This is a genomic window from Neorhizobium sp. PAMB6630, from assembly GCF_058242775.1.
The window spans coordinates 418,359-443,015 of the sequence record NZ_JBZAYV010000002.1 but is presented as its reverse complement, the minus strand read 5'-3'; the positions used below and the strand labels follow the sequence as shown (position 1 = coordinate 443,015).

At 61.5% G+C, this 24,657-nt stretch carries 20 protein-coding genes; 8 read left to right on the top strand and 12 right to left on the bottom strand.

Annotated elements, in window-relative coordinates; all coding sequences use genetic code 11:
• The first annotated feature begins 140 nt into the window (after positions 1–140).
• Positions 141–1,217, top strand: a complete 1,077-nt coding sequence (locus tag AC4CWF_RS20825; RefSeq protein ID WP_491287259.1) for an S-methyl thiohydantoin desulfurase family protein — start codon at positions 141–143, stop codon at positions 1,215–1,217.
• Positions 1,214–2,752, top strand: a complete 1,539-nt coding sequence (locus tag AC4CWF_RS20820; RefSeq protein ID WP_491287257.1) for a hydantoinase/oxoprolinase N-terminal domain-containing protein — start codon at positions 1,214–1,216, stop codon at positions 2,750–2,752. Before AC4CWF_RS20825 ends, AC4CWF_RS20820 begins: the two co-directional genes overlap by 4 nt.
• A gap of 156 nt (positions 2,753–2,908) precedes the next feature.
• Here AC4CWF_RS20820 and AC4CWF_RS20815 read toward each other — a convergent pair whose 3' ends face one another.
• Both AC4CWF_RS20815 and AC4CWF_RS20810 read right to left on the bottom strand, forming a co-directional pair.
• On the bottom strand, positions 2,909–4,726 hold the full coding sequence (locus tag AC4CWF_RS20815; protein ID WP_491287255.1) for a TonB-dependent receptor: 1,818 nt from the start codon (positions 4,724–4,726) through the stop codon (positions 2,909–2,911).
• Positions 4,727–5,142: 416 nt separating this feature from the next.
• Entirely contained in the window at positions 5,143–6,042 is a 900-nt protein-coding gene (locus AC4CWF_RS20810; RefSeq protein WP_491287253.1) for an AraC family transcriptional regulator, read from the bottom strand.
• Between the two features lie 99 nt (positions 6,043–6,141).
• Here AC4CWF_RS20810 and AC4CWF_RS20805 point away from each other — a divergent pair, with 99 nt between their 5' ends.
• The gene (locus AC4CWF_RS20805) at positions 6,142–7,098 is read left to right on the top strand and encodes an alpha/beta hydrolase family protein (RefSeq protein WP_491287730.1); all 957 of its coding nucleotides are present in this window, start codon (positions 6,142–6,144) and stop codon (positions 7,096–7,098) included.
• 71 nt (positions 7,099–7,169) lie between these two features.
• Here AC4CWF_RS20805 and AC4CWF_RS20800 read toward each other — a convergent pair whose 3' ends face one another.
• From AC4CWF_RS20800 to AC4CWF_RS20785, 4 genes are all read right to left on the bottom strand, one after another.
• A complete protein-coding gene (locus AC4CWF_RS20800; protein ID WP_491287251.1) occupies positions 7,170–8,030 on the bottom strand; it encodes an ATP-binding cassette domain-containing protein in 861 nt (286 codons plus the stop codon).
• Entirely contained in the window at positions 8,027–9,835 is a 1,809-nt protein-coding gene (locus AC4CWF_RS20795) for a dipeptide/oligopeptide/nickel ABC transporter permease/ATP-binding protein (RefSeq protein ID WP_491287249.1), read from the bottom strand. The genes AC4CWF_RS20800 and AC4CWF_RS20795 overlap by 4 nt, the downstream gene beginning before the upstream one ends.
• Positions 9,832–10,779 (bottom strand): ABC transporter permease, encoded by a 948-nt coding sequence (locus tag AC4CWF_RS20790; protein WP_491287246.1) that lies wholly within the window; start codon positions 10,777–10,779, stop codon positions 9,832–9,834. Before AC4CWF_RS20790 ends, AC4CWF_RS20795 begins: the two co-directional genes overlap by 4 nt.
• 65 nt (positions 10,780–10,844) lie before the next feature.
• Positions 10,845–12,398 carry an ABC transporter substrate-binding protein gene (locus tag AC4CWF_RS20785; RefSeq protein ID WP_491287244.1) on the bottom strand — a complete coding sequence of 518 codons (1,554 nt, stop codon included), beginning with the start codon at positions 12,396–12,398 and terminating at the stop codon, positions 10,845–10,847.
• A gap of 263 nt (positions 12,399–12,661) precedes the next feature.
• Between AC4CWF_RS20785 and AC4CWF_RS20780 the strand changes: the two genes are divergently transcribed.
• The 3 genes from AC4CWF_RS20780 to fhuB are packed head-to-tail and all read left to right on the top strand — an operon-like array spanning position 12,662 to position 16,330.
• Positions 12,662–13,477, top strand: a complete 816-nt coding sequence (locus tag AC4CWF_RS20780; RefSeq protein WP_491287242.1) for an ATP-binding cassette domain-containing protein — start codon at positions 12,662–12,664, stop codon at positions 13,475–13,477.
• Positions 13,478–13,484: 7 nt separating this feature from the next.
• A complete protein-coding gene (locus AC4CWF_RS20775) occupies positions 13,485–14,369 on the top strand; it encodes an ABC transporter substrate-binding protein (RefSeq protein ID WP_491287240.1) in 885 nt (294 codons plus the stop codon).
• Entirely contained in the window at positions 14,366–16,330 is a 1,965-nt protein-coding gene (gene fhuB, locus AC4CWF_RS20770; protein ID WP_491287238.1) for a Fe(3+)-hydroxamate ABC transporter permease FhuB, read from the top strand. The genes AC4CWF_RS20775 and fhuB overlap by 4 nt, the downstream gene beginning before the upstream one ends.
• Positions 16,331–16,359: 29 nt before the next feature.
• Here the strand turns inward: fhuB and fhuF are convergent, their stop codons facing one another.
• Complete coding sequence (gene fhuF, locus AC4CWF_RS20765) at positions 16,360–17,178, bottom strand: siderophore-iron reductase FhuF (protein ID WP_491287236.1); 819 nt, start codon at positions 17,176–17,178, stop codon at positions 16,360–16,362.
• 7 nt (positions 17,179–17,185) lie between these two features.
• Positions 17,186–19,237, bottom strand: a complete 2,052-nt coding sequence (locus AC4CWF_RS20760) for a TonB-dependent siderophore receptor (protein WP_491287234.1) — start codon at positions 19,235–19,237, stop codon at positions 17,186–17,188.
• Between the two features lie 393 nt (positions 19,238–19,630).
• Between AC4CWF_RS20760 and AC4CWF_RS20755 the strand changes: the two genes are divergently transcribed.
• Complete coding sequence (locus tag AC4CWF_RS20755) at positions 19,631–21,169, top strand: IS3 family transposase (protein WP_491287232.1); 1,539 nt, start codon at positions 19,631–19,633, stop codon at positions 21,167–21,169.
• 120 nt (positions 21,170–21,289) lie between these two features.
• On the opposite strand, the gene AC4CWF_RS20750 is transcribed toward AC4CWF_RS20755, so the two are convergent.
• The 3 genes from AC4CWF_RS20750 to AC4CWF_RS20740 form a co-directional block, all read right to left on the bottom strand.
• Positions 21,290–21,442, bottom strand: coding sequence for a hypothetical protein (locus tag AC4CWF_RS20750; protein WP_491287230.1), 153 nt, complete (start codon positions 21,440–21,442; stop codon positions 21,290–21,292).
• 129 nt (positions 21,443–21,571) lie between these two features.
• Entirely contained in the window at positions 21,572–21,880 is a 309-nt protein-coding gene (locus AC4CWF_RS20745) for a HigA family addiction module antitoxin (protein WP_491287228.1), read from the bottom strand.
• A gap of 9 nt (positions 21,881–21,889) precedes the next feature.
• Positions 21,890–22,186 (bottom strand): type II toxin-antitoxin system RelE/ParE family toxin, encoded by a 297-nt coding sequence (locus AC4CWF_RS20740; protein WP_491287226.1) that lies wholly within the window; start codon positions 22,184–22,186, stop codon positions 21,890–21,892.
• A gap of 525 nt (positions 22,187–22,711) precedes the next feature.
• Here AC4CWF_RS20740 and AC4CWF_RS20735 point away from each other — a divergent pair.
• Entirely contained in the window at positions 22,712–23,071 is a 360-nt protein-coding gene (locus AC4CWF_RS20735; protein ID WP_491287225.1) for a hypothetical protein, read from the top strand.
• A gap of 648 nt (positions 23,072–23,719) precedes the next feature.
• Here AC4CWF_RS20735 and AC4CWF_RS20730 read toward each other — a convergent pair.
• The gene (locus AC4CWF_RS20730; protein WP_491287224.1) at positions 23,720–24,613 is read right to left on the bottom strand and encodes an AraC family transcriptional regulator; all 894 of its coding nucleotides are present in this window, start codon (positions 24,611–24,613) and stop codon (positions 23,720–23,722) included.
• Between the last annotated feature and the right edge of the window lie 44 nt (positions 24,614–24,657).

Below are 24,657 nucleotides of genomic sequence, written 5' to 3'. Positions count from 1 at the left end.
AAATGCGGGGCCGGCATCATCCCTTGATATCGCCGGGTTGAGACCTATCCCGCCGATAAAGTCCAAGCCGCAGAATGACAGAGGCAATGTGTCGCGCGACAGATGAACCGCTGGCGATATTGCACGGTCGAAGGTGACACATGCTTGAAGAATTTGCCGAAGAAAATATCGAGCCGCTTGCCACCGGCGCGTGGATTCTGGGAACCGGGGGCGGGGGCAATCCTTATATTTCCACCCTCAATTTGCGCCGTCTTTATGCCGAAGGCCGCCGTGTCCAGGTGATGGATCCGATGGCGCTGGAAGACGACGACATGGTGGCCGTCGTGTCAAAAATGGGCGCGCCGCTGGTGGGGCAGGAACGTCTCGGCGATCCAGCCCATCTCGCGCGTGCGGTCGAAGTGATGGAAGATTATCTCGGCAGGCCATTCCGCGCCATCATGAGCGTCGAGATCGGCGGTTCGAATGCGCTGTCGTCGTTTCTCGCGGCCGCCATGCTTGGCCGGCCTGTTGTGAATGCCGATGCGATGGGACGTGCCTATCCCGAAGCGCAGATGACCTCCTTTGCCATCGGCAATCTACCGATGTTTCCGCTGTCGCTTGTCGATGTGCGTGACAATGAAGTCATCGTAACCCGTGCCGCTTCGTGGAAATGGATGGAGCGCATCTCGCGCAAGGTCTGCACCGAGGTCGGTTCGACGGCTGCCACCTGCAAGGCGCCACGCACCGGGCGCGAAGTGAAGGATTGGGGTATCCATTACACCGTCACCAAGGCCGTCGAACTTGGCCGAGCCGTCATCGAGGCGCGCGCGCGTCATGACGATCCTGTGCAGGCCGTGCTTGATCACGAAGGCGGCAAGCAGCTGTTTCGCGGCAAGGTGATCGATGTCGCCCGCGAAACCACCGGCGGCTTTTTGCGCGGCACCACGCTGATCGAGGGCATTGATGCGGACAAGGGTTCGCGCATGGAACTCGGCTTCCAGAACGAATGGGCCGTCGCCTTCCGCGATGGCCATCCGGTTGCCATGACGCCAGATCTCATCTGCCTTCTGGACACAGTGTCCGGCAGCGCGATTGGCACGGAATCGGTGCGCTATGGCCAGCGGGTGACCGTGGTGGCACTGCCGGCGCCGGCGCTTTTGACATCGCCTGCGGGCATCGCGGCTGTCGGCCCCAGGGCCTTCGGTTATGACATTGACTTTACATCGGTATTTTCATGAAACGCATCGGTATTGACGTTGGCGGCACCAATACGGATGCCGTGCTGATTGATGGCGACACGATCCTGTCCTCGATCAAGGTTCCCACGACGCAGGACGTGATGTCCGGCGTGAAATCGGCACTGGCGCATGTATCCGGCTTTGTCGGCCAGACTGATCGACCCATTGACGCTGTGATGATCGGCACCACCCATTTCACCAATGCCGTGGTTGAACGCGCCCGGTTGGAGCGGGTTGCTGCGATCCGCATCGCGCTGCCGACCGGGCGGTCGCTGCCGCCGATGTGCGACTGGCCGGATGATCTGCGCGCCTGTGTCGATCCGATGATCTTCATGGTGCATGGCGGCCATGAATATGACGGCAGTCCGCTGGTGCCGATGATCCCCGACGAGATCCGCGAAGCGGCGATGAAGATCCGCGACGCCGGCATCACGTCCATCGCAATCTCGGCGACCTTTTCGCCGCTCACCACCGAATGCGAGGTGGTGGCCGCCGAGATCGTCCGTTCAGTGATCCCGGACGCAAAAATCACCCTGTCGCACACGCTCGGCCGCATCGGCCTGCTGGAACGCGAGAATGTCGCCCTGCTGAACGCGGCGCTGCAATCGCTCGGCCGCACCACGGTGCAGGCGTTTTCGGATGCGCTGCGCGAGGCAGGCGTCACCGCGCCGTTCTATCTGACGCAGAATGACGGCACGGTTGCCCTTGCCGATGTGGCGGCGGCAAACCCGGTGCACAGCTTTGCCTCGGGTCCGACCAATTCGATGCGCGGGGCGGCGTTTCTCACCGGATTGACCGACGCGATGGTCGTCGATGTCGGCGGCACGACATCGGATATCGGCTGCCTCGTTGGCGGTTTTCCGCGTGAAGCCAACAACATCGTTCATATCGGCGGGGTGCGTACCCTGTTCCGGATGCCTGACCTGCTGCCGATCGCGCTTGGCGGTGGCACGATCATCGATCCTGATACCGGCAGGATCGGACCACGCTCTGTCGGCTATCGCATTCTGAGCGACGCTCTCGTCTTTGGCGGCAATACGCTGACGACATCGGATGTCGCCGTTGCGGCCGGCTTGATCGATATGGGTGACAAGGACCGGGTGAAAACTCTCGATCCTGCCTTGGTCAAGGCGAGCCTTTTGCGTATCCGCGCCATGGTCACCGACAGTTTTGACCAGATGAAGACGTCAGCCGACGACGTTCCGTTGATTGCCGTTGGTGGAGGCGCCTTCCTGATCCCCGACCGGATTGCCGGGGCGTCCGAAGTCCTGCGCGTCGAAAACGCCGGCGTCGCCAATGCGCTGGGTGCTGCGATGGCGCAGGTCTCCGGTGAGGTCGACCAGGTCTTTTCCGGCCTGAGCCGAGATGAGGCGCTGGCGAAGGCCGAGACGGAGGCGGAGAACGCAGCCGTTGCCTCCGGTGCCAGCCGGTCAAGCCTGAAGACGCTTGAGGTCGAGGATATCCCGATCGCTTATCTGCCGGGCGGCGCACGCCGCGTGCGCGTGCGCGTGATCGGCGATATCGCATTCCCCTGAGACGGTGCGCCCGGTGCCAGCCGCCGGGCGTTTGCCAGTGAGCGTGTGTGTGAGAGTGCGAGCGCTCCGGTTGATGCCGGTCGCTCTTACCGCGCTGCCCTGCATGGGTCTGTCAGTCGTCCGGGCGCCGGGTCATTCCGGCGCCCTTGCCGATTTTCAAAATACCTTGGTGACCGAGATCGCGAAGGTGCGGCCACGGCCGTGGTAGTCGAAGACCGACTCGTCGACGAGGGCGCCGTAAAGCGCCTTTGCGCGCGAGCCCCAGACGGTGGTGTAATCGGTATCGAACAGGTTCTGGATGCCGAAATTGATCGTGGTTGCCTGTTCGGCAAACGTGTAGCGACCGCCGAGATTGAAGAGGTTATAACCCTCGATCTCGTAGCCGGCATCATCTTCAAGGCTGAAGACATGCTCGCCGGTCAAACGAACGGAAAAACGCTCATTCCCCCAGCCGATGTGGCCGCCGGCCTTGGACGTGCTCGCCGTGCCGACCGATTCCTGGTACCAGCCATCGGCACCCTTCTTTTCCGACTTCACCCAGTGGCCGAGGACACCGACATCGAAACCGTTGTCGAACTTATAGCCGGCCTCTGCCTCGATGCCGTAGACCCGGCGCTTCTCGTCCTTCATCTCGATGGTCAGTGTCGTGCGATTGAGGCTGATCGAGCGGTCTGAGGTCGAATAATAGGCGGCGGCCGCGACATTCAATGCACCGTCGTCATGGCGGAAGCCAAGCTCGAAACTGTCGGTCTTGATTGCTTCGAGTGCCGAGGTGGAGACATTGACGCTGTCGGTCAGGACGTAGTGTCCATTGGACAGGGTATAGGTGCCGACACCGTAATATTTGGCGGGATCCGGCAGTTCGAAGCCTTGCGAGAAGTTTGCATAGACCTGCTGGTCGGGGGTGACGTCAAAGGTCGCGCCGGCATTAAAAAGCAGCGCGTCGTAATCGACATCGCCGCCGGGGATGGCATCGGCCGAGGTGGCAGCACCATTGAGGATTGCCACCTGCTGGGCGGCGCCGACGAAATTGCCCACTTCCGTCTTGGTAAACTGGTAACGCAGGCCGCCGTTCACGGTCAGCCGGTCAGTGGCTTCCCAGGCGGCTTCGGCAAAACCGGCAACGGTGCTGACATCGATATCGGGATAGAGGCCAGTGACGCCGATCGTGTCGAAATCCATGCCGCCTGATATCACAGCCGTGGTCAGGTTGAAAATCGACTGGCTGGCGGAGAAACTGTCTCGGTCGGCATCCACGCCGTAGGTAAGCTTCACCGTGTCGGTCAGCTCCGAAACCATGGCGGCCTTGAAACTGTAATAATCCGTCGTCTGCTGGCTGGCGCCGAAATAGGTGCCGGCAGCGCTGCCCGTGGAAGGGAAGGGATTAAAGACGATATCCTCCGATCGCACGGCTCCCTGCAGCAGCAATTGCTGGCCGAGGAAATCGGCATCGGTATAGCTGAGCGCCAGCATCTTGCGGCGGGTCTCAGGCTCGACATCCGACTGATAACCGGAGCGGGCTTCGAACAGGCTGGGATTGGAGAGACCCGATAGGAATGGGCCGTAATAAAGGCCGTAATCGCTGTCCTGGGCGCTGTCGAAATACTGCATCGTCGCATCGAGGCGGCGATCTTCGTCAATCTGCACGCCGACCGAACCCATGACGTCGATGCGCTTATTGAAGGCGGTCGAGGATTGGGTGATGTCAGGCGTGACCATGTCGCCGGAGCCATCGTAATAGGCGCCGGTGCGGTTGCCGGAAACCGACAGGCGGGCGTCCCAGTCGGCGCTGTTATAGGTGACGGCACCTGCCGCATTGCGGTCGAAATCGCTGCTGCCCTGGAAACCGCTGGCAATGCCGACCTGCGTTTCGGCATGCAGACCGTCGCCCGCATCCCGGCCCTTTTTGGTGATGATGTTGATGATGCCGCCGGTGGCATTGCCGCCGTAAAGGGCGGTGGCGCCGGAGAGCACTTCGACGCGGGCGATGTTGAACGGGTCGATGGAATCAATCTATGCGCGGGACGGACCCACCCGTCGTCCAGTTCGACGCATCATCGCGCCTGGCGCCCTCGATGAGGTTGACGGTCTTGCGGTGCGCTCCCGCGCCCAAGGATCGTTCCCCATCCATCGATATTCCTCGTGCAGAACACAACTACACGCTTCATCGTTGCTTCCGGCAGCCGCCGGTGCAATGTTGAGATTGCGCCCGCTCGGAAGCTCCATACGCGGCCTCGCGAAATCTTGCTCGACGCGGCTCTTGCCGGCGCAAACCTATTGAAACAGGTGCTGTGGGCAGAGTGGAAGACGCGCAGCGCTGCGTGAGGGCAAACACTCCGGCCGGCCTATGGCGTCCCAATCGGTCATTCATCCGACTGGGAGCCGGGGCGTCACTGCAAATCCTGTCGCGCAAAGGCGCCCGGCGTGACGCCCACATGTCGGGTGAAGGCCACGTTGAAAGCGCTGGCTGAACTATAGCCAATCTGCGCGGCGACATGGGCGAGCGGTGCCTCCCGGCGAAGCAGCAGATCTTTTGCAAGCGCCATCCGCCAGGCCGTTGCATATTCCATGGGAGCGACACCCACCAGGCGTCGAAACCGGTCGAAGAACGAGGACCGCGACATGCCCGCCTCGCGGGACAGAACCTCAACCGTCACCTCGCTCGACGGATCCTGATGGATCCGTTGCAGTGCGAGAGCAAGCTTTGCATCTGACAGTCCGCGTAGCAATCCTGGGGAGGTCATCGCGCCGCCTGCGCTGCGCAACGCGTCGATCAGCAAAACCTCGAGCAGCCGCGTGAGGACCATCTCCCTTGCTTCCAGCCGGTCCACGGTTTCGGTGTGGATCATCCGCACCAGATCCATCAGTCTTTGCTGTCCCGTGACCCTGATGACATCCGGCAGCAGCGAGACCAGCAGCGGCCGGTCATTCGCTTTGAAGACGCAGTGACCCACCATGGCCGTGATCTCCGAGGGTAAGGAGGGATCGCCGAGGCGAAAGACGCCAGGGCTCGTCTCCAGCCGCTGCGGCAACGTGGCGCGCGGCGGTGGCTGAAGACTGCTCATGGTGAAGGAATGGATGTCAGGGACGAGAACGAAATCGCCGGGGCCAAGTGTCATGGGAGCCCGGCCGCTGATGGTCAGCAGGCAGTGTCCTTCAACGATTGCGCAATAGAAGGGACTACCGAGTTCCTGGCGCTCCACAAGCCAGTTACCGCCCGCCGTCACCAACTTGGCGATGGAGGGGACGGGCTTCAGAAACGCGACGATCTGTGCGAGTGGATCAGACATCTTCGGACTTATGCTCAATGAAAGAGGATGCTGAGATATAGATCATCCGAGAGCTCACGTCCATCTTGAGGGTTCCCAACAGGAGCCTTTTGGATGACCATGAATAACCTGACCGACCTTTCCCGTCACATTCCGACACCCGAAGCCACCTTAACGGTTGCCTATTCGCCGATCCGCCTTGACCTTGCCGACCGCCAACCCCTGGAACTGCGTCTGACAGCGCCCGCGCGCGGAAGCGGCCTGCCGATCGTGATCCTGTCGCATGGTTATGGGCCTTCGCTTTATATTCCATCCAAGGATGGTTATGCGCCGCTTGCGCAGTTTTGGGCGGAACGGGGTTTTGCCGTCATTCAGCCGACACATGCAACGTCACGCGTTGGCGGACTTGCGGCCGACGCGCCCAATGCCCCTTTCTTCTGGCGCGAGCGTGTGGCGGAGATAACAGGGATCCTCGATCGGTTGGCGGATATTGAAGCGCAAGCGCCGGCCGTGGCGGGTCGGCTGGATCATAACCGCATTGCTGCTGCGGGCCATTCCTTCGGTGGCCATACCGTCAGCCTACTGCTCGGGGCACGTCTGTTTGGCGAGGTGTTTGCCGATCCCCGCATTTCGGCGGGTATCCTGCTTGCAGCGCCCGGCCGCGGCGGCAAGGACCTGACGCCGGAGAATGAGGAGCGCTTCCCCTTCTTCGATCTCAACTTTACGGGCATTGCAACACCGAGCCTGGTCGTTTGCGGTGCGGACGACAATCCGCGCTTCACGACCCGCGGACCTTCCTGGCATGCCGACGCTTATCACGATGGACCTGGTGTGCAGGCGCTGCTGACCCTTGAGGGCGTCGGCCACGGCCTGGGTGGCATTGCAGGCTTCGATGCAAAGGAAACCGAGGTCGAATCCCCGGACGCGTTGGAGGCGACGCGGCGAATGACGCTTGCCTGGCTGAGGACGGCGCTCGGTGTCGAGGCAACCGCGTGGCCTTTAGCCTGCTCTGCGCTGGCCGGCCCTGCACGCAGCCTTGGCAAGGTGGACGAAACGGCATCTGAACCGCGGGGATGATCACCTTTGCCCCGATGCGTCTTGGCACAGGGGTGAAGGCAAGGCGGGGGAAGCCATCGCTCCTCCCGCCGTCACATCTTCACGGCCGCCGCGCCCCCATTCAGCCTTGGCGCACTTCCGATCAGTTTTTCCGTATAGGGATGCACCGGGCTCGCAAACAGCGTTTTGGCCCTCTCCAGTTCCACCACCTCGCCAAAATGCATGACCGCCACGCGGTCGGCAATGGCTTCCACGACGGCAAGGTCATGGCTGATGAAGAGGTAGCTGAGGTTGAGCTGATGTTTCAGGCGCTCGAGGAGGAGCAGAACCTGCGCCTGTACGGAAACGTCGAGCGCGCTCACCGGCTCGTCAAGCACCAGGATGTCCGCTTCGGCGGCCAGCGCCCGGGCGATTGCCATGCGCTGCGCCTGTCCGCCGGAAAGCTCGTGCGGGTAACGCGACAGCGTGGAGGCCGGCATATCGACGGCGTCCATCAACTCGCCAAGGCGGGCCTTGCGTTTGGCCGTATCATAACCGCAGAGCAGTTTCAGCGGTGCGTCCAGCGCCTCGCGAATGGTTTTGCGCGGGTTGAGCGAGGCGACGGGATCCTGAAACACATATTGCACCGTCTTGCCAAAGGCGCGCGGCCCTTGTCTGGTGAGAGCTTCGGCATCCTGCCCGGCAATCTCGATGGTGCCGGCAGAAGGCGTTTCAAGGCCGACGAGAATACGCGCGAGCGTGCTTTTTCCCGAGCCGCTTTCACCGACGACGGCCAGCGTTTCGCCCTTGGTGAGCGCCAGCGAGACGTCTTTTAATGCCTCGACGGCATGGCGTTTTCTGCCAAACAGGCGTTTACCGCCACCAAACGTCTTTGAGACATGTTCGAGGCGAAGGGCGTGCGGCGTGGCGGCGTTGCGCCGGCTTGTGCGGCTTGTGCCTGTCGTTTCGCTCATTGGGCGGCCTCCTTCGTCTGGCTGGCCATCAGCCTTTCGACGCGCGGCAGAAACCGGTCGCCGTCGCCGATCTCGGGCACGCAGGCAATCAGCCGTTTCGTGTAGGGGTGGCGCGGGCGTGTCAGCACGGTCCGGGTCTGCCCGGTCTCGACGATCTCGCCGTCCTTCATGACAGCCACCCGGTCGCAGATCTGCGCCACAACGCCGAAATCATGGGTGATGAACAGAAGTGCCATCTGACGTTCCTGCTGCAACTGCTTCAACAGGCTGAGGATTTCGGCCTGTACGGTGACATCGAGCGCCGTCGTCGGTTCATCGGCAATGATGACATCGGGATCGTTGGCAAGCGCCATGGCAATGCCGACACGCTGGCGCTGGCCGCCCGAGAGCTGATGCGGATAATGATCGGCGCGGGCTGCCGCATCGGGAATGCGGACCTGTTCGAGAAGGGCTATGGCGCGTTCGCGAAGCTCGCGGCGGCCGAGCGACTGGTGGGCGGAAATCGCTTCGGCCACCTGCTGGCCGATCGTATAGGTCGGATGCAGCGTCGTCAGCGGATCCTGGAAGATATAGGCGACCTTTGAACCACGCAGCGAAATCAGCCGCGTTTCCGGCATGGACAGCACATCTTCGCCATCGAGATAGATCGCGCCACCGGTGATGACACCGGGCGGCGAGGCGACGAGGCCCATGATGGACAGTGCCGTCACGCTCTTGCCCGAGCCGCTTTCGCCGATGAGGCCAAGGCATTCGCCGCGATCGAGATGCAGCGACACGCCGCGCACGGCCGGCGTCGTGCTCTTGCCGGCGGGAAAGCCGGTTTCCAGCTGTTCGATGGAGAGAATGGCCTCGGGCTGGCTGTTCGCCGGTGCGGGTTTCGTCCGGTCGATGCGTGTCACGGGGCCGGGGCGCGAGAGCGCGCCGGATTTGAGGCGGGGGTCCAGCGCATCGCGCACGCCGTCCCCCAAGAGGTTCAGGCTGATGACGATGACGAAAATCATCAGGCCCGGCACGATAGCGACATGCGGCGCGGTAAACAGTTGCGCGCGGCCTTCGCCGAGCATCGAGCCGAGATCGGCCTGCGGCGGCTGGGCGCCAAGGCCGAGAAAGCTCAAGCCCGCCGTTTCCAAGATCATCCAGCCGGCGGTAGTCGACATGGTGATGACAATGACGGGCGCAACGTTCGGCAGGACCTCGCTCCAGAGGATGGAGAGATGTCCCTTGCCGGAGAGCCTTGCCGCATCGACAAATTCGCGGTGCGCAAGCCCGAGCGTGACGCCGCGCACATTGCGGGCAAAGAAGGGGATGTTGACGATGGCAATCGCATAGAGCGCATTCATCAGCCCCGGCCCCAGTGCTGCGACGATGGCAAGCGCGAGCAGGATGTAGGGAAAGGCCATCAGCATGTCGATGCCGCGCATCATCAGGTTGTCGGTGCGCCCACCCGCATAACCGGAGACGAGGCCGATGACCGAGCCGATGAGGGCGGCGACCAGCGTTGCGGCAAACCCGACAGCAATCGAGACGCGGCTTCCCCAGACAAGGCGGCTTAGGAGATCGCGGCCGAGCTGGTCGGTACCGAGCCAATGGGCGGCGGTCACAAAGGGCCGGATCAAGCGGTTGGCGGGGGCCGTCTGGTCAGGGTGGGCAAGCGGCAGAAGCGGCGCCAGCAGCACGATCGCCACCAGAAGCAGAAGAATGACGAGGCCGATGCTGGCAAGCTTGCTCTGCAGCAACAGCTTGAAGGTTGAGATGCGCTGCGGGCCGGCGGGTGCGGTGACATTGTCTTGAAGAGCGAGGCTCATGTGCGGATCCTCGGATCAAGCAGTGTCTGCACCACATCGGCCATCAGGTTGAACAGCACATAGCTTGCCGCCACCACCAGCACGCCGCCCTGCACGAGAAGAATGTCGCGGGTGGAAATCGCCTTCACCATCATCGCCCCGATGCCCGGCCACTGGAACACGGTTTCGATATAGACGGCGCCGCCCAGCACGAAGCCGGCCTGGATGCCGATGACAGGGATGACGCTGACGATGGCGGCGCGAAAGGCATGGCCATAGATGACGCGGGTTTCAGACACGCCCTTGGCGCGGGCGGTGCGGATGAAATCCTGCCGCAGCACTTCCAGCATCGCCGAGCGGGTGAGCCGCGCAATGACGCCGGCTGCCACCACCGAGAGCGTCGCGGCCGGCAGGATGAGGTGATAGAGGAGATCGGGGAGATCGCCGCCGCCATAGACCGCATACATGCCGCTTGCCGGAAGCACCCGCCAGGTGACGGCAAAGACGAGGATCAGCAGCAGCCCCAGCCAGAAGGACGGCATGGAAATGCCGGCCAGCACAACAAAGGTGATGATGCGATCCGCCCAGCCGAACTGGCGCACGGCAGAGACGATGCCGGCGAGAAGCCCGATCAGCGAGCAGAGCACAAGCGCCGTGCCGGCAAGGATCAGCGTTGCGCCAAAGCGGTCCATCACTTCGGAGAGAACCGGCCTGTTCAGCGTGAACGAGCGGCCGAAATTACCGTGCAGGACATTGCCGATCCAGATGAAATATTGCTGCACCAGCGGCTTGTCGAGACCGAGATCGCGGTTGATCCGCTCGACATTTTCGGGCGTCGCATAGGCGCCGAGAATAGCGGTGGCGGTATCTCCGGGGATCAGCGCCATCACCAGGAAAACGATGATGGAGAGCCCGAAAAGCACCGGCACCATGGCGATGAGGCGTTTTGCGATATAGGCGGTCATCGGCGCATTCTTCTGTCATCTCTCCGTGGCGGGAGGGGGGCGCAGATGACGCCGCCCCGCATGGATTACTTGGAGACACCCTTGAGGTTCAGCAGGAACGAAGGCTGCAGTTCAAAGCCTTTCACGGCCGCCTGCGTGACTGCGTTTTGCTTCCAGTTGGCAACGAACAGCCACGGCGCATCGTCATGGACGATCTGCTGCACCTCGCCATACAGTTTTGCCCGCTCGGCCTGATCGGTGGAGCTGCGGGCCTTTGCCAGTATCTCGTCCAGCTTCGGGTTCTGGTAATAACCGGAGTTGAAGCCGCCCTTGTCCGGCAGCGCATCGCTGCGCAGCGTCAGATAGGGAAGAGTATCGGGATCATTGGTCATCCAGGCCATTTCGGCCATATCAGCCTTGCCCTCGAGCCCGGTATTCACCCGCGACAAAAAGCTGTTCCACTCATAGGTCTCGATCTTCACCTGAAAACCAACCGCCTGCAGATCTGCCTGGACCGCAGCCCCCATGGTGATCGGGTCGAGCATGCCGGAGCCGCCCTCGGTGATGGCGAAGGTGAGGCTGGGGTTGGAAACACCGGCTTCCGCGAGCAGCGCCTTTGCCTTTTCCGGATCATACGGATAGGGCTCGACCGGGCTTTTCACCCAGTTGAAGGCGGGCGGAATGGGGCCAGCGGAAACGGTTGCCGTGCCCTGCAGCACGTTATCGACAAGGCTCTGCTTGTTGACCGCGTAATTGGCGGCCTGGCGCACCTTTTTATCGGCAAACGGACCGGATTTGGTGTTGAGGATCGAAAACCACACATGCGGTCCCGCCTGTTCGGAAACGGCGAAATTCGGATCGTTGCGGAAGGTCGCGACATTGTCAGGCGGCACTTCCACCATCACGTCGAGACCGCCCGACATCATTTCGGCCACCCGCGTGTTGGCATCCGTGATCGGGCGGAAGACGACGGCTTCCAGCGCCGGTGCGCCGTCCCAATAATCGGCATTGCGCTCTACCACCACGCGCTGGCTGGACTGCCACTCGACGAACTTGAACGGCCCGGTGCCGGAGGGATGGCGGCCAAAATCCTTGCCGTATTGTTCCACCGCTGCCGGCGAGACGATGAGACCTGTGGGATAGGCAAGGTTCGACAGGAAGGGCGCAAACGCTTCCTTCAGCTGAAACTCCACCGTCTGCGCATCCTTCACCGTCACGGTGTCGACCGAGGCAAAATTGAACGACAGCGGAAACGGGCCGGTGCTGTAGAAAGGGTGCTTTTCGTCCAGCATGCGGTCAAAGTTGAATTTCACGGCGTCTGCGTTGAAATCCGAGCCGTCGTGAAATTTGATGCCTTGGCGCAGTTTGAACGTATAGGTCTTGCCGTCTTCTGAAACTTGCCAACTCTCGGCGAGCGCCGGTTCCACCTCCAGCGTGCCCGGCTTAAAGCGCACGAGACCATCATAGACATTCACCAGAATGCGGAAATCATTGGTTGCCGTCACCGTGTGCGGATCGAGCGACTGCGGCTCGGCGATCTGCCCGACGATCAACACGTTCGGGGGCGTCTGGGCAAGGGCTGCAGGTGCCACAAGGGCAAGCGCAGCAAAAGCCGATAGGGTGCGAAACAGCCGCTTCATTCAAGGATCCCTCTCGATTGGCCAATCGGGCACGTTGGTGCGGAAGTGTGGTAACTATGGCCCTGATCGCGACTGGCAAGTTTTTTGTCGCAAAATGGACATTTTTCCCAATCGCGCCGTGGCTGTCCGGATCGTTGAAGGACGGTGCGCATCCGCATCCGGAGGACGCACAGCAGAGATTATACTTGATCGCCTGAGTCATATTTAGTACCCCGCTTGCTGCTTCGACCATTCCCGGCACTGGCGGCCGGCAGGAGACATGCATGAGCGCGCAGGCGACACACCTCTCGTCCAAGGTTCCTCAGGCGGCGGGTTTCCGCACGGAAAATCTCACATTTTCCGTCGAGGGGCGCGATCTGTTGCAGGATGTGTCTATGGACTTTCAGCCGGGCACGATCTGCGGCCTCGTCGGCCATAACGGGTCGGGCAAGTCGACGCTCCTCAAACTTCTTGCCCGCCAGCAGAAGCCATCGGGCGGTACGCTTTTTTTTGGTGATATGCCGCTGGAGACGATCGGCGCCCAGGCGTTTGCCCGCCAGGTTGCCTATCTCCCGCAGGATGTGACGGCGGCCAATACCATGACGGTGCGGGAACTGGTGGCCTGCGGGCGTTATCCCTGGCACGGTGCACTCGGTCGGTTTTCCGATCTCGATGGCGAAAAAGTCGCGGAAGCGATGGCGCTTACCCATGTCGACGGGATGGCGGATCGCATGGTCGATACGCTTTCCGGCGGCGAACGCCAGCGCGCCTGGCTTGCCATGCTGATGGCGCAGGATACCGGCTGCCTTCTGCTGGACGAGCCGACATCGGCGCTCGACATCGCCCACCAGATGGAGGTTCTGGCACTGGTGCGCCGCCTCTCGCATGAAAAGGGCTTAAGCGTCGTCATCGTGCTGCATGACATCAACATGGCGGCGCGCTTCTGCGACCGGCTTTATGCGCTGAAGGGCGGTCGGCTGATTGCCGAGGGCGCGCCTCAGGACCTGATGACGGGCGAGACGCTACACGCCATCTACGGCATCGAGATGAACGTGACGCGCCATCCGGCGCTCGATATTCCGCTCGCCTATGTCTGCTGAAAATCTCATGTCCGTCGCATTGACCCGCCGAAGCCTGCTTGCAGCCGGCGCCGCCTCCCTTTTGCTGCCGGGCCGGGCGTTTTCCGCCGTGCCCCAGCGCATCGTCAGCCTCGATTACGGCCTTGCCTCGACGCTTCTGTCGCTCGGGCTCGTGCCGAAGGCGATCGCCTCCCGCGCCGACTGGGATATCTGGGTGATCGAACCGGAACTTCCGGCGGAGGTGGCGGATCTCGGCAGTTCCTGGGAGATCAATTTTGAGGTTCTGGCAAGCCTGAAGCCGGATCTGATTCTGACGACCCCGTTCAACGAGGCCCTGACGCCGCGCCTTGAAACGGTGGCACCGACGCTCAGCCTCGGCGTGTTTACGGCCGAAGGCGGCGATGTGCTCCCGAAGGCGATTGCGGCCACGCGCGCGCTGGCGGCAAGGGTGGAAAAGCCGCAGGAGGGCGAGGTTTTTATTGCCCGCACGGAGGCGTTTTTCGACAGCTGCCGCGCCCGCATCGAACGCATCAATGCGCCGCCGCTTGCCCTCATCAATTTTCTCGATGCCCGCCACGCCCGCATCTACACAAGTCCCGGGCTTTACCACAATGTCATGCAGCGCATCGGGCTTCAAAACGCCTGGTCGGCACCCGGCAACTTTTGGGGCTTTGAAACCATCGGGATCGAGCGGCTTTCGGAGATCACCGATCCCGCTACCCGCCTCATCGCCTTTGAGCCTGTTCCGGCGGATGTGATGCCGAAGCTTCATCAAAGCCCGCTCTGGCAGGCGCTGCCTTTTGCGCGGCCCGGCCATTTTGCCGTGCTGCCGGGCGCACTGATGTTTGGCATGCTGAACGATGCCGTGCGCTTTGCCCGCCTGCTGACCGACCATCTGGAGCAGGCGGCATGAGCGTGCGATCCCATCTTGGCCCCGCGTCCATCGTTCTGGCCCTCCTGATCGTCGCTCTGGTTCTTGCCGTCAGGCAGGCCGCTCCTGTGTTGGGGGATGCTGCGGCAGATGCCGGCATGGCGCGCATCGTCTTTATCAACGCGACGCTGCCGCGCATGGCAACGGCGCTGCTGGCCGGCGCTTGCCTTGCTCTGTCTGGCGCGCTCTTCCAGCAGGTGCTGCGAAACCCGCTGGCCTCTCCAACCACGCTTGGCATTTCCGCCGGTGCAAACCTTGCACTGGTGGCGGTCACGCTGTTTGTGCCTGGCCTTCTCGGGTTCGGGCGCGATCTGGTGGCGCTCTCGGGCAGTGCCGCGGCCGCCGGCCTCGTCTTCCTGATGGGCGCGCGGCAAAAATTCTCGGCCTTTTCGCTCGTCATGTCCGGCCTTGTCGTCAGCCTCTGGTGCGGAGCGCTGTCGGCGGTTCTGATGCTCTTGAACGAACGTTATCTGGTCAGCCTGTTCATCTGGGGCGCGGGGTCGCTGTCCCAGCAAAGCTGGACGATCCCGCTATCGCTTGCGCCAAAACTTGCCATCGTTTGCGTTGCTGTCGCGGTGATCCTGCGGCCGCTTCTTCTCAATGAATTGGGTGATGCCGGAGCGCGTGCGCTTGGGGTAAACCTTGGTCGGCTGCGCGTGGTGGCGGTCGTGGCGGCTGTGGCGCTTGCCGCCTTCGTCACCAGTGCCGTTGGCGTCATCGGTTTTATCGGGCTGGTGGCCCCCACCATTGCCCGCCTTGCCGGCGCGCGGCGTGCCGGTGCGCAACTGGTCTGGTCGACGCTGATCGGCAGCGCGCTGCTGTTTTTGACCGATACGGCGCTGCTCGCCACCGCCGGCACCTTTGCCGATTTTCTGCCGACCGGCGCCGTGACCGCCATTTTCGGCTCGCCGCTGCTGCTCATCCTGCTGCCGCGGCTCAAAATCCGCCATCGGTTGATGGAGGCGCCGGCGCCGGTGGCACTGAAGCCGGAAACCGCCCGCCGTGCCGCACGCATCGTCCTGCCGGCGGCCCTTGTGGTTCTGGCCGCAGCCTTGTTTTTCGGCCGCAGTCCGGATCTCGGTTTTGCGCTGATGCCGCCCGATCTGGCTGGTGACCTGATGGCGCTCCGGCTTCCGCGCATTGTTGCGGCCTTTTTTTCCGGCGCCATGCTGGCCGTTGCCGGAACCATCCTGCAGCGCCTGACGGGCAACGAGATGGCAAGTCCGGAAGTGCTCGGCATCAGCGCCGGTGCAACGCTTGGCGTGGCGGCTGCGGTGTTTCTGGTCGCAGCGCCAGGACTTGGTGCGCAGCTCGGTTTTTCCGCGCTCGGCGCCTTTGGCGTGCTTTTTGTTATTTTTCTGATCGCCGCCCGCTCCGGCCTGCAGCCGGAACGGGTGCTGCTCGCGGGCATTGCGCTCAGCGCCATGGTCGATGCGGTGATCGGCGTCATCGGCGCAACCGGCGATCCGCGCGCCATCTTCCTTCTGCGCTGGATGAGTGGCTCCACCTATAGCGTTACCGTTTTGGCGGCGGTGCTGGCCGCAGTTCTCGCCGTGGCGCTGATCGGCGCTGCCGGCCTGATGCGGCGCTGGCTCGATCTTCTGCCGCTTGGGGCTTCGGCGGCCGCAGCCCTCGGCGTGCCGGTTGGGCGCGCCCGGCTTCTGCTGCTCGGGCTTGCCGGCCTCCTCAGTGCGGCTGCCACGATGAGCGTCGGTCCGCTGAGCTTCGTCGGACTGATGGCACCGCATCTCGCCCGCCAGCTCGGTTTTGTGCGCGCGGCTCCCCAGCTTTTCGGTGGGGCGCTGTGCGGCGGCATGCTGATGGTCGCCGCCGATTGGCTTGGCCGCAGTCTTGCCTATCCGTATGAAATTCCGGCAGGCCTTGTCTCGGCGCTGGTCGGCGCACCCTTCCTCATCATTCTGATGCGGCGCGCGCGGGGCTGAATGTGCTTTGGTGACGTTTGGCTTGTCGATCAGACGCCGGTCGCGCGGCCTTCCGGCACCGGGCAGATCGCGCCGCAGCCGCCAACGCCTTTGACCGCATACCGCAGGCAGCAGATACGCCGGTTGCCGCAATAGTCGCCGCGCTCGTTCTGCGTGACCGTGATCATGCGGGCGAGCGGATTTCTCCAGCCGTCCGGCCATGTCGGGCTCTGTGTCAGCAAGCGGCCCTCATCACCAAGGGCGGCGCCCGCCTGTTTTTCGATCTCGTGGATCACCCAGGAGAGATAGGCCGACAGGTTGGTCCAGAGGGTTTTGCGACCAAGGCCGGAATGGGCGGCGAGATGCGTAAACAGCGGGTCGCAATGATGCCGGATAACCGGCGCCATGCCGGCAAACACGTCCGTTTGCGCATCCACATGGCCCGCATGCCGCAGCAGAAAGCCCCGCGGTGTGCCGCTCTGCCGGTCAATGATCAGGCTCGCCTTATCGAGCGAAAGTGGCAGCACGCGGCGCAGTTCGAGAAACGCGATCGCTGCCCCGATGACGAGGCTTGACGCGTAAAACAGCGACCAGAGCGAAACCAGCGCCCGCCGGTCCGTGTCTGCGCCATGGTTTTTCGCGTAGCGATCGATGATGGCATTGAAGACATCGGCATCGGCAAGCGACGCGCAGGGCACGATGTCGCAATCGTCAGGTGCCTTTAAGAGAAGCCGACCGCGGCAATAGGCAGAGTAGCGCTTGGCCGTTGCCGCCACCACGAGATCGCCGATGTCGGAGACGCCGCAGACGTCTTCTAACGTCTGCGGCTCCTTGATCCCGGCTTCCGATCTTTCGCGGGTCGCCACCATGTCTGGATTACCAGGTGTATTTCAGTGTGCCGAGGACTGTGCGTCGGTCGCCGTAATAGCAGCTGCCATAATAGCAGGTGGTTTCGTATTTTCGGTCGAACAGGTTCTTGGCGGTCACCTGCAGGCTGACATTTTCGGTGACCTTGTAGAGCGCCGACAGGTCCACCAGCGTGTAACCGCTGACCTTCACGGTGTTTTCCTTGTCTCCGTAGCTCTGGCCGACATAACGCACCCCGCCGCCGAGCGTCAGGTCGCCGCGCTTGCCATCGCCGGGCAGTGTGTAGGAGAGCCAGGCGGAGGCGAGATGATCCGGCACGCGTTCGGGCCGGTTGCCGATGGTGGCGCCGGTTTCGTCGCCGGTGATTTCCGCGTCCCAATAGGAATAGGCAAGCGTAGCGGACCAGCGCTCGGACAGCGCGAACTTGCCCTCAAGCTCGATGCCGCGCACATTGACCTCGCCGATCTGCGTCTGGATCGCCGGCGTCACCGTGCTGGGCACATTGGTCTGCGTCAGGTCGAAGTAGGCAAGCGTGAAGAGCGCGTCATAACCCTCAGGCTGGTATTTGACGCCCACCTCATACTGCTCGCCCTCCTGCGGCTTCAGGCTGACATTGGCCCCGTAATTGGCCGTCGGCGTCACCAGAGGCTGGAAGGAGGTGGAATAATTGACGTAAGCCGCCAGTTCCGGCGTCACCTTGTAGGTGAGGCCGATGCGCTTGGTGAACTTGCTGTCTGTGGTGTCGTCGCTTGTGCCATCGGCATAATCGGCCTTGGTATTGACGCGATCCCATCGCCCGCCAAGCGTCAGGATCCATTTGTCATCCAGCGTGAGCTGCTCCTGCGCGTAAAGGCCGAGCGCCTTCTGCTTGACCGTCCAGTCGACATAAGGTCCAAGCGTGATGCAGGAGAGACCGCAATAGGCGGGGTTGTTGATGTCGATCCGGCCGGCGGTTCCGAGAAGGATGTTTTCGGATGTGTCGTCATAGGCATAGTCGAGGCCGACCAGCGTCTTGCTCTCGTATTTTTCGCCGCTCATATCGTATTGCAGCTGGTTATCCATGGCAAAACGATCGGCGACACCATCGACGGAAAAGGCGCTGCGGTTGGCCGTAGGATTGGTGGAGGCGCCGTAGACATCGGCGTAATCGAGATCGACATGGGTATAGCGCGCCGACTGGCGAAACGTCAGCCCGTCTGCCAGTTCATGGCTGAACAGATAACCGACATCCTTCTGGATGGTGTTGAAGCGGTTGAAGTCCGGTTCGCCGAGAAACGTGTCGATGTCGATATTGGAGCCCTGCGGGATGCCGCGGGCCGTGGACGAATCGCGCTTGCTGTAATCGGTGAGGATGGTCAGTGACGTGCCGGCATCCGGGCTGATGGTCAGCGCCGGCGCGATATAAAGCCGGTCGTCATTGGTATAGTCGTAGCCGAGGTCGGCATTCTGCCACTTGGCGGTGATGCGATAGGTGTAGACGCCGTCCGCATCGATCGGGCCGCCGAAATCCGTACCCGTCTCGATATGGCCGTCGCCGAACGTGGTGTAAAGCTCGGCGTGGAATTCGTCCTGCGGCTGCTTCGTGACGGCATTGATCAGGCCGCCCGGGCTGTTCAGGCCGAAGAGGCTTGAGGTGGAACCCTTCAGCACCTCGATGCGCTCCTGGCCATAGGGCTCGATACGCTGGGCGGTGTACCAGGCTGGAATGCGGGACGAGAGCCCGTCGCGATAGGTGCCGAGCGTCGTCCCGTCAAAGCCGCGGATGCGGAAATAGTCATAACGGGAATCAGATCCAAACTCGTTGACGGAGACACCGGCGGTATAGGACAGCACATCCTGCACGTTCTGGGCGCCGCGCTGCTGAAATTCCTTGGCGGTGACGACAGAGACCGAGGCGGGAACGTCGATCAGCGCCGCATCTGTCTTGGAGCCAACGCGGGCTTGCTTTGCAACGATGCTGCGATCGGTCTGTCCTTCGCGGACGGTGCCTTGAACAAGGACCGGATCCAGCACGGTTTCCTGGGCCATGACGGCTGGCGCAAGGCTGAACAGTGCCAACATGGCCACGCCCGTTGCCAGGCTTCTGCGGTGTTGAATGGTCAGGCGAAAACGGCGTGTGCTGTGGAGCGGCGAGACTTCTCGCTGCGCGGATAACCTTGCGATCATCGTCTATCATTCCCTCAAATTTACCGCCGGTTTTATGTCCCCTGCGGGTACTGCGTCGGGAAAATATAAACATGTGCAAATGAGTCAACTTTAAAGTGGGCAAAGGCCCATAATTTTAGGCGCACACACATCTGATGCCTGCGCAGAGAAGGATCGTGGTCGAACCGCTATGGCTGCGGACCGCATGTCCGGGTAAGCGGAGCTGGTTGTTGATTTCCACTGAGAGCTGACCCGGCACAGCCTGATAGGGGGTGCGGACGAAAACTTGGACCACCAAGGAGGTAGTTCATGTATTCCTACGCAGACAGACTTCGAGCGGTCGAGCTGTATCTCCGGCTGGGCAAGCGACTTAACGCGACCATTCGGCAGTTGGGTTATCCTACAAAGAATGCCCTGAAGGGTTGGTACCGGGAGTACGTCGAGAACCGTGACTTGCGTTTTCAGGCGGTAGCTCGAGCACCGAAATTCTCCGAGGCCCAAAAGCAGGCCGCACTTGAGCACTTTCGCACCCATGATCGTTGCATCTCCGCGACGATGAGGGCGCTCGGCTATCCTGGACGAGGAACATTGACCGCATGGGTTCGTGAGGCGTTTCCGGAGACGCGAACATCGATGGTCGGTCGGTCATGGCATCCGGGCTATAGCGAGGATGTGCGGCATGCTGGTGTCATCGGGCTATGCGGTGGAGATGAAACCGCACAACAGGTAGCTGACCGGCTGGGCGTCTCAAGGCCGACATTGTACAGCTGGAAGGATCAGCTACTCGGTCACGAGGCTTCCTCATCCATGAAACGCCGCAAAGCCAACCCTAAGGTGCCTGCACGTGACGAGCTCGAACGACAGCTTGAAACCCTCCAGCGTGATGTCCGCCAGTTGCAGCTCGAGCATGATCTCCTGAAGAAGGCCAACGAACTCATAAAAAAAGACCTGGGCGTCGATCTGCAGATCCTGAGTAATCGGGAGAAGACACAGCTGATTGACGCCCTTAAAGAAGTTTATCGCTTGCCAGAACTGCTGGCCGAGCTTCGAATTGCCAGAAGCTCCTACTTCTACCATCGTGCCCGCATATGTCTGGTAGACAAGTATGCCGCCGTGCGCCGCAGCTTAGCGGAAATCTTTGAAGCGAACCGCCGTTGCTACGGCTATCGGAGAATGCAGGCGTCGCTGGCCAGACAGAGCGTGATGATCTCGGAAAAGGTCGTCCAGCGCTTGATGAAGCAGGAGCAACTGGTTGTTGCCAAGCCGCGTCGACGGCGGTTTGGATCTTATCTGGGAGAAATCAGTCCCGCGCCCGAGAACCTGATCAATCGTGACTTCCATGCAAAAGCGCCGAACGTGAAGTGGCTCACAGACATCACCGAGTTCCAGATCCCTGCGGGCAAAGTGTACCTTTCGCCTATCATCGACTGCTTCGACGGCATGGTCATCAGCTGGTCCATCGGAACCCAACCAGATGCGGGTCTCGTCAATACCATGCTGGATGCAGCCATCGGGACCGTTGACGACGGCGAACACCGGCCAATCATCCATTCCGATCGCGGAGCCCATTATCGCTGGCCCGGCTGGCTCAACAGGATCAGCAATGCTCAGCTGGTCCGTTCGATGTCCCGCAAAGGCTGCTCCCAAGACAACGCAGCGTGCGAAGGCTTCTTCGGCAGACTGAAAACAGAGCTCTTCTATCCACATGACTGGAAGGCCATCACGATCGAACAGTTCGTCGCCGAGGTGGACGCCTACATCCGCTGGTACAATGAGAAGCGTATCAAGTTATCGCTGGGATCGCTCAGCCCGGTCGAGTATCGTCAGAGCCTCGGCCTGAACTTATGAAGCAGTCCAACTTTTTATCCGCACCCCCGCCGGGTCAGCTCTCAGTGGAAATCAACACTCCGTCTTCCCGGTGGCATCGAGCCTGTGGTTGTCGTTGGCGGCGGTAAGCGCCGCGAAGTCTTACCGCGCCATGCGGCGGCCGATGATGCGGGCCAGCGTCAAAGCCGCGCGGTCGATGCGTTGCCATGTCTCGGCGTCCGGTTCTCTGTTCGCGCCGTCATTGTCGTTCGCCGGGACGATCCCGCCCGGCTGCTTGTCGTCATCGCCTTCCATGTCGCCACCTGTTCCTCGGTTCGAGACAAACAGGCATCAAGCGGCGGCAAAGAGGTGAACCGGAAGCCAAATCGCGGGCCGTGCGGCAATAGTGAAGAAACGGCGGCAAATCGGCGGGATCGCCTCGCGCTATGCCGCCTTCGCCAAGGGCTTGGCGCGATCGACCCGCGCCCGCTCGTCGGGCGAATTCATGACGTTCCACAGGTCGCTGCGCCGCTGCGTGTTCAGCCAGAAGTCCGGGCTGTTGCCGAACACCCGCGCCAGAATGAGCGCGGTCGCCGCCGTCACGTTGCGCCGGTCGTTGCAGAGTTCGTTCACATGCTTGCGCTGCACGCCCATCGCCTCGGCCAGCACCGCCTGCGTCAGGCCGAGCGGCTGCATGAACTCTTCCGTCAGGATTTCGCCGACCGAAGCCGGTTTGCGTGTGGTCATCAACATGGCGTCACCTCATCGATAGCTGTGGTCGTCGAGATAGAGTTCCGACGCTTCGCCGCGACCGCCGTTCCATTGGAAGATCAGCCGCCATTGCTTGTTGACGCGGATCGAATGCAGGCCGTCGTGCGTGCCGCGCAGCTTCTCGAAATGGTTGCTGGGCGGCACGCGCAGATCCTGATCGGTCATCGCGTCGTCGATCATCTGGAGCTTGCGGAACAACCGGCTTTCGAGATCGGACGGAATGTTGCGGGAGCGGATATCCTCCACAAAGAACGCCCGCAGCCATTCGTCCCGAAACCCGACGATCATTCCACGCCCCCCCAATGCTTAGTTCGTGTACCACTCTATGGGTTATTCTGCAACTGTTTTCCGCCACCGCCTTCTCGTCGGAATTGGAGCGCCCGCGCTCCTAATCCCGGCTTGTCTGCTTGGAGAGCCGCTGCCGGGGCGACGACAGGCGGTCAAGGCTGGCGCGTAGCGCCACCGCGCAGCGGCTTGGCCTTGAGGGGCTGGCGGCGATCCGGCCCACTTCCCGAAAGCAGAAAGACCCCTTGCTGCATTCAGCGCTGGCGGCTCATATCGGTCGTGAGGTCGAGCAGGTTCTTAAGCGCCGGGCTGCGCGGCATCGGTGCTGGCGCATTGGTTCGTTCTCGACACACTCTTGCTGGCAAATCAGGCGAACCGCGACGGAATGCACGCCAATGCTCTCGCATTGACGCGGCAATGCGTCGAGGCGATCGGCGTCATCGAACTGGGCGTGTGCGGCCACCCGGATGCCGAAGCGGCGTTGCTGAAATGGGATGCGGACGACCTGACGCCCGGCAAACTCCGCGCATGGCTGCAAGCGAACCTCTGTCGAATTATGGATCAGGCCCCTGGAACGAGCCGTGGTCCACGTTCATGCGGGAGTTCGCTCGTTCGGTTCAGCGCTATGCGCATTACAGTCGCGGTCTCGCGCAATGGCAGCTTCGCCTGCATCGCCTTTACGAAGCGAGTGAGCCGGGCGCGGATATGCACGCGATCATCGAAATGGTGCCACGCGCCTATGATGAGCAGAAGGCGACCCGCATCACGCTCTTCCATGCCCTGCTTGCATATGTGCTCGGCAGGATTTGGCTGGCGGCGAACCCGGCTGATGCGGAGTTCGCCAAGCTGATGGCGCGCCTGGGGGCGGCGCTCAGCAAGTCTCGTTAGCTCGACGGACATCAGACCGATTGGGGTCAGCAGTTATGGGCGATGGTCTGGGAGCGCGGCGGCGGTACGATACTGGAATAGGTCCGCCACCTCGGGTCTTTCAAACCTCCACGGTCATCAAATGTCTCGCTCGGTCGAAACGTGCCTGTGATCAGGGTGCGCTTCTTATCAAGGCGTGTCATAAATGTTGCCCGCTTTTCCAATTCGACTCTCGACCTACGGCTGCATATTTTTCTGTCGCCACCCGTGTCGATTGGTAATTAGACAGATGGAAAGCGGCATTTGCGCCCCGCCCGATAAGCTCAAAGTATTGCCTGAATGTCTCAAATTCCTGGTGAGCTGAGCGCTGAGAATGATCTGGATTGACGGTATACACTATGCCATCGTCGCAGCCACTCAGGTCGAAATCTCAGATAAATCAGCAGCTGAATGCCCGTCGCTGCGCGTGTACGGATGTAAAGTGCTGAACTTCAACCCTCGACCGATCCGTCGGCTGCGATAACGTCTTACTTTCATGTTAGACTTTGACAAAGGGGAGTGGCAACGTTGCTCGTTCGTCAATCGCTGAAGAATGACAGCGAGGTGCCACAGCAAATAAGGTGCTGGCCTGTGGCTTCAGGAAAGCTGCCACCAATCACGAGCCCAGCGCTATGCTGCGCTGCCGATGGAATGTCTGATCAGACGCATGTCGCGAACAGGTGGTGCACCGAACTGCCTTAGATATTCGCGGCTGAACTGCGAAGCACTTTCATAACCAACGGCAAAGGCAACATCGCTGGCGCTATGATCGCCTGCCAGCAGAAGTTGGCGGGCCTGCTGAAGACGAAGCTGCTTCTGGTACTGGACAGGACTGAGACCGGTCAACGCCACGAAATGACGGTGCAGGCTGGCGCGGCTCATGCCGCTGACATCGCACAGTGCCTCAATCCGCAAGCGCGTGTTCTGATGATCGCGGATCCACTCCACGGCGCGGCGAATACGACCAAGCGCGCCTTCAGGCTGCGCGATATGGCGCAGTAAACGCCCATGCGGCCCCTGTAGGAGACGATAGAGCAACTCTCGCTCCGCCATCGGTGCCAGCACAGGTATGTCGCTTGGACAGTCGAGCAAGCTAAGCAGACGCAGTAGAGTATCGCGTAGTGGAGACGTCATCGTGTTGATGGCGATACCGATACCCGGCGCTTCGGAATCGCGCATCGGCGCCATTTCGGCGGCTATCTGAGACAGCAGCGCCGGGTCCAACACCAGTGACACCGAAACATAAGGGCGCCCATCATCGGCGTTGTGGATCTGGCCGCTCAAGGGAAGATCCAAAGCGCTGACGAGGTATTGTGCTGAATCATAGCGCAGCAAGTTGTCCTGGATCGCCACGTCCTTCGATCCCTGCAGGATGAAGCAGATCATGGATCGATAGAGGCACGGCGAGGTGCCGGAAGTCACCTGGCCCACCCCGATCTCCAATCGTGGTATCGAAGTGATCGTGGTGCCATGTCGCGCATGGCGCATGGCGATGTCGATATGAGGTTGAAGTTGCTCGATCATGAGTTCTGTAGTAAGCGCGAATTTCCTAGCACCTTTTGTCATTG

Bases quoted from the DNA above. Each gene is read 5' to 3' on its own strand.
- AC4CWF_RS20740 (WP_491287226.1), bottom strand. From the start codon at position 22,186: ATGATCGTCGGGTTTCGGGACGAATGGCTGCGGGCGTTCTTTGTGGAG.
- fhuF (WP_491287236.1), bottom strand. From the start codon at position 17,178: ATGGTGGCGACCCGCGAAAGATCGGAAGCCGGGATCAAGGAGCCGCAG.
- fhuB (WP_491287238.1), top strand. From the start codon at position 14,366: ATGAGCGTGCGATCCCATCTTGGCCCCGCGTCCATCGTTCTGGCCCTC.
- AC4CWF_RS20785 (WP_491287244.1), bottom strand. From the start codon at position 12,398: ATGAAGCGGCTGTTTCGCACCCTATCGGCTTTTGCTGCGCTTGCCCTT.
- AC4CWF_RS20810 (WP_491287253.1), bottom strand. From the start codon at position 6,042: ATGTCTGATCCACTCGCACAGATCGTCGCGTTTCTGAAGCCCGTCCCC.
- AC4CWF_RS20745 (WP_491287228.1), bottom strand. From the start codon at position 21,880: ATGTTGATGACCACACGCAAACCGGCTTCGGTCGGCGAAATCCTGACG.
- AC4CWF_RS20820 (WP_491287257.1), top strand. From the start codon at position 1,214: ATGAAACGCATCGGTATTGACGTTGGCGGCACCAATACGGATGCCGTG.
- AC4CWF_RS20790 (WP_491287246.1), bottom strand. From the start codon at position 10,779: ATGACCGCCTATATCGCAAAACGCCTCATCGCCATGGTGCCGGTGCTT.
- AC4CWF_RS20735 (WP_491287225.1), top strand. From the start codon at position 22,712: ATGGCTGCAAGCGAACCTCTGTCGAATTATGGATCAGGCCCCTGGAAC.
- AC4CWF_RS20795 (WP_491287249.1), bottom strand. From the start codon at position 9,835: ATGAGCCTCGCTCTTCAAGACAATGTCACCGCACCCGCCGGCCCGCAG.
- AC4CWF_RS20805 (WP_491287730.1), top strand. From the start codon at position 6,142: ATGAATAACCTGACCGACCTTTCCCGTCACATTCCGACACCCGAAGCC.
- AC4CWF_RS20755 (WP_491287232.1), top strand. From the start codon at position 19,631: ATGTATTCCTACGCAGACAGACTTCGAGCGGTCGAGCTGTATCTCCGG.
- AC4CWF_RS20750 (WP_491287230.1), bottom strand. From the start codon at position 21,442: ATGGAAGGCGATGACGACAAGCAGCCGGGCGGGATCGTCCCGGCGAAC.
- AC4CWF_RS20760 (WP_491287234.1), bottom strand. From the start codon at position 19,237: ATGTTGGCACTGTTCAGCCTTGCGCCAGCCGTCATGGCCCAGGAAACC.
- AC4CWF_RS20825 (WP_491287259.1), top strand. From the start codon at position 141: ATGCTTGAAGAATTTGCCGAAGAAAATATCGAGCCGCTTGCCACCGGC.
- AC4CWF_RS20800 (WP_491287251.1), bottom strand. From the start codon at position 8,030: ATGAGCGAAACGACAGGCACAAGCCGCACAAGCCGGCGCAACGCCGCC.
- AC4CWF_RS20780 (WP_491287242.1), top strand. From the start codon at position 12,662: ATGAGCGCGCAGGCGACACACCTCTCGTCCAAGGTTCCTCAGGCGGCG.
- AC4CWF_RS20730 (WP_491287224.1), bottom strand. From the start codon at position 24,613: ATGATCGAGCAACTTCAACCTCATATCGACATCGCCATGCGCCATGCG.
- AC4CWF_RS20775 (WP_491287240.1), top strand. From the start codon at position 13,485: ATGTCCGTCGCATTGACCCGCCGAAGCCTGCTTGCAGCCGGCGCCGCC.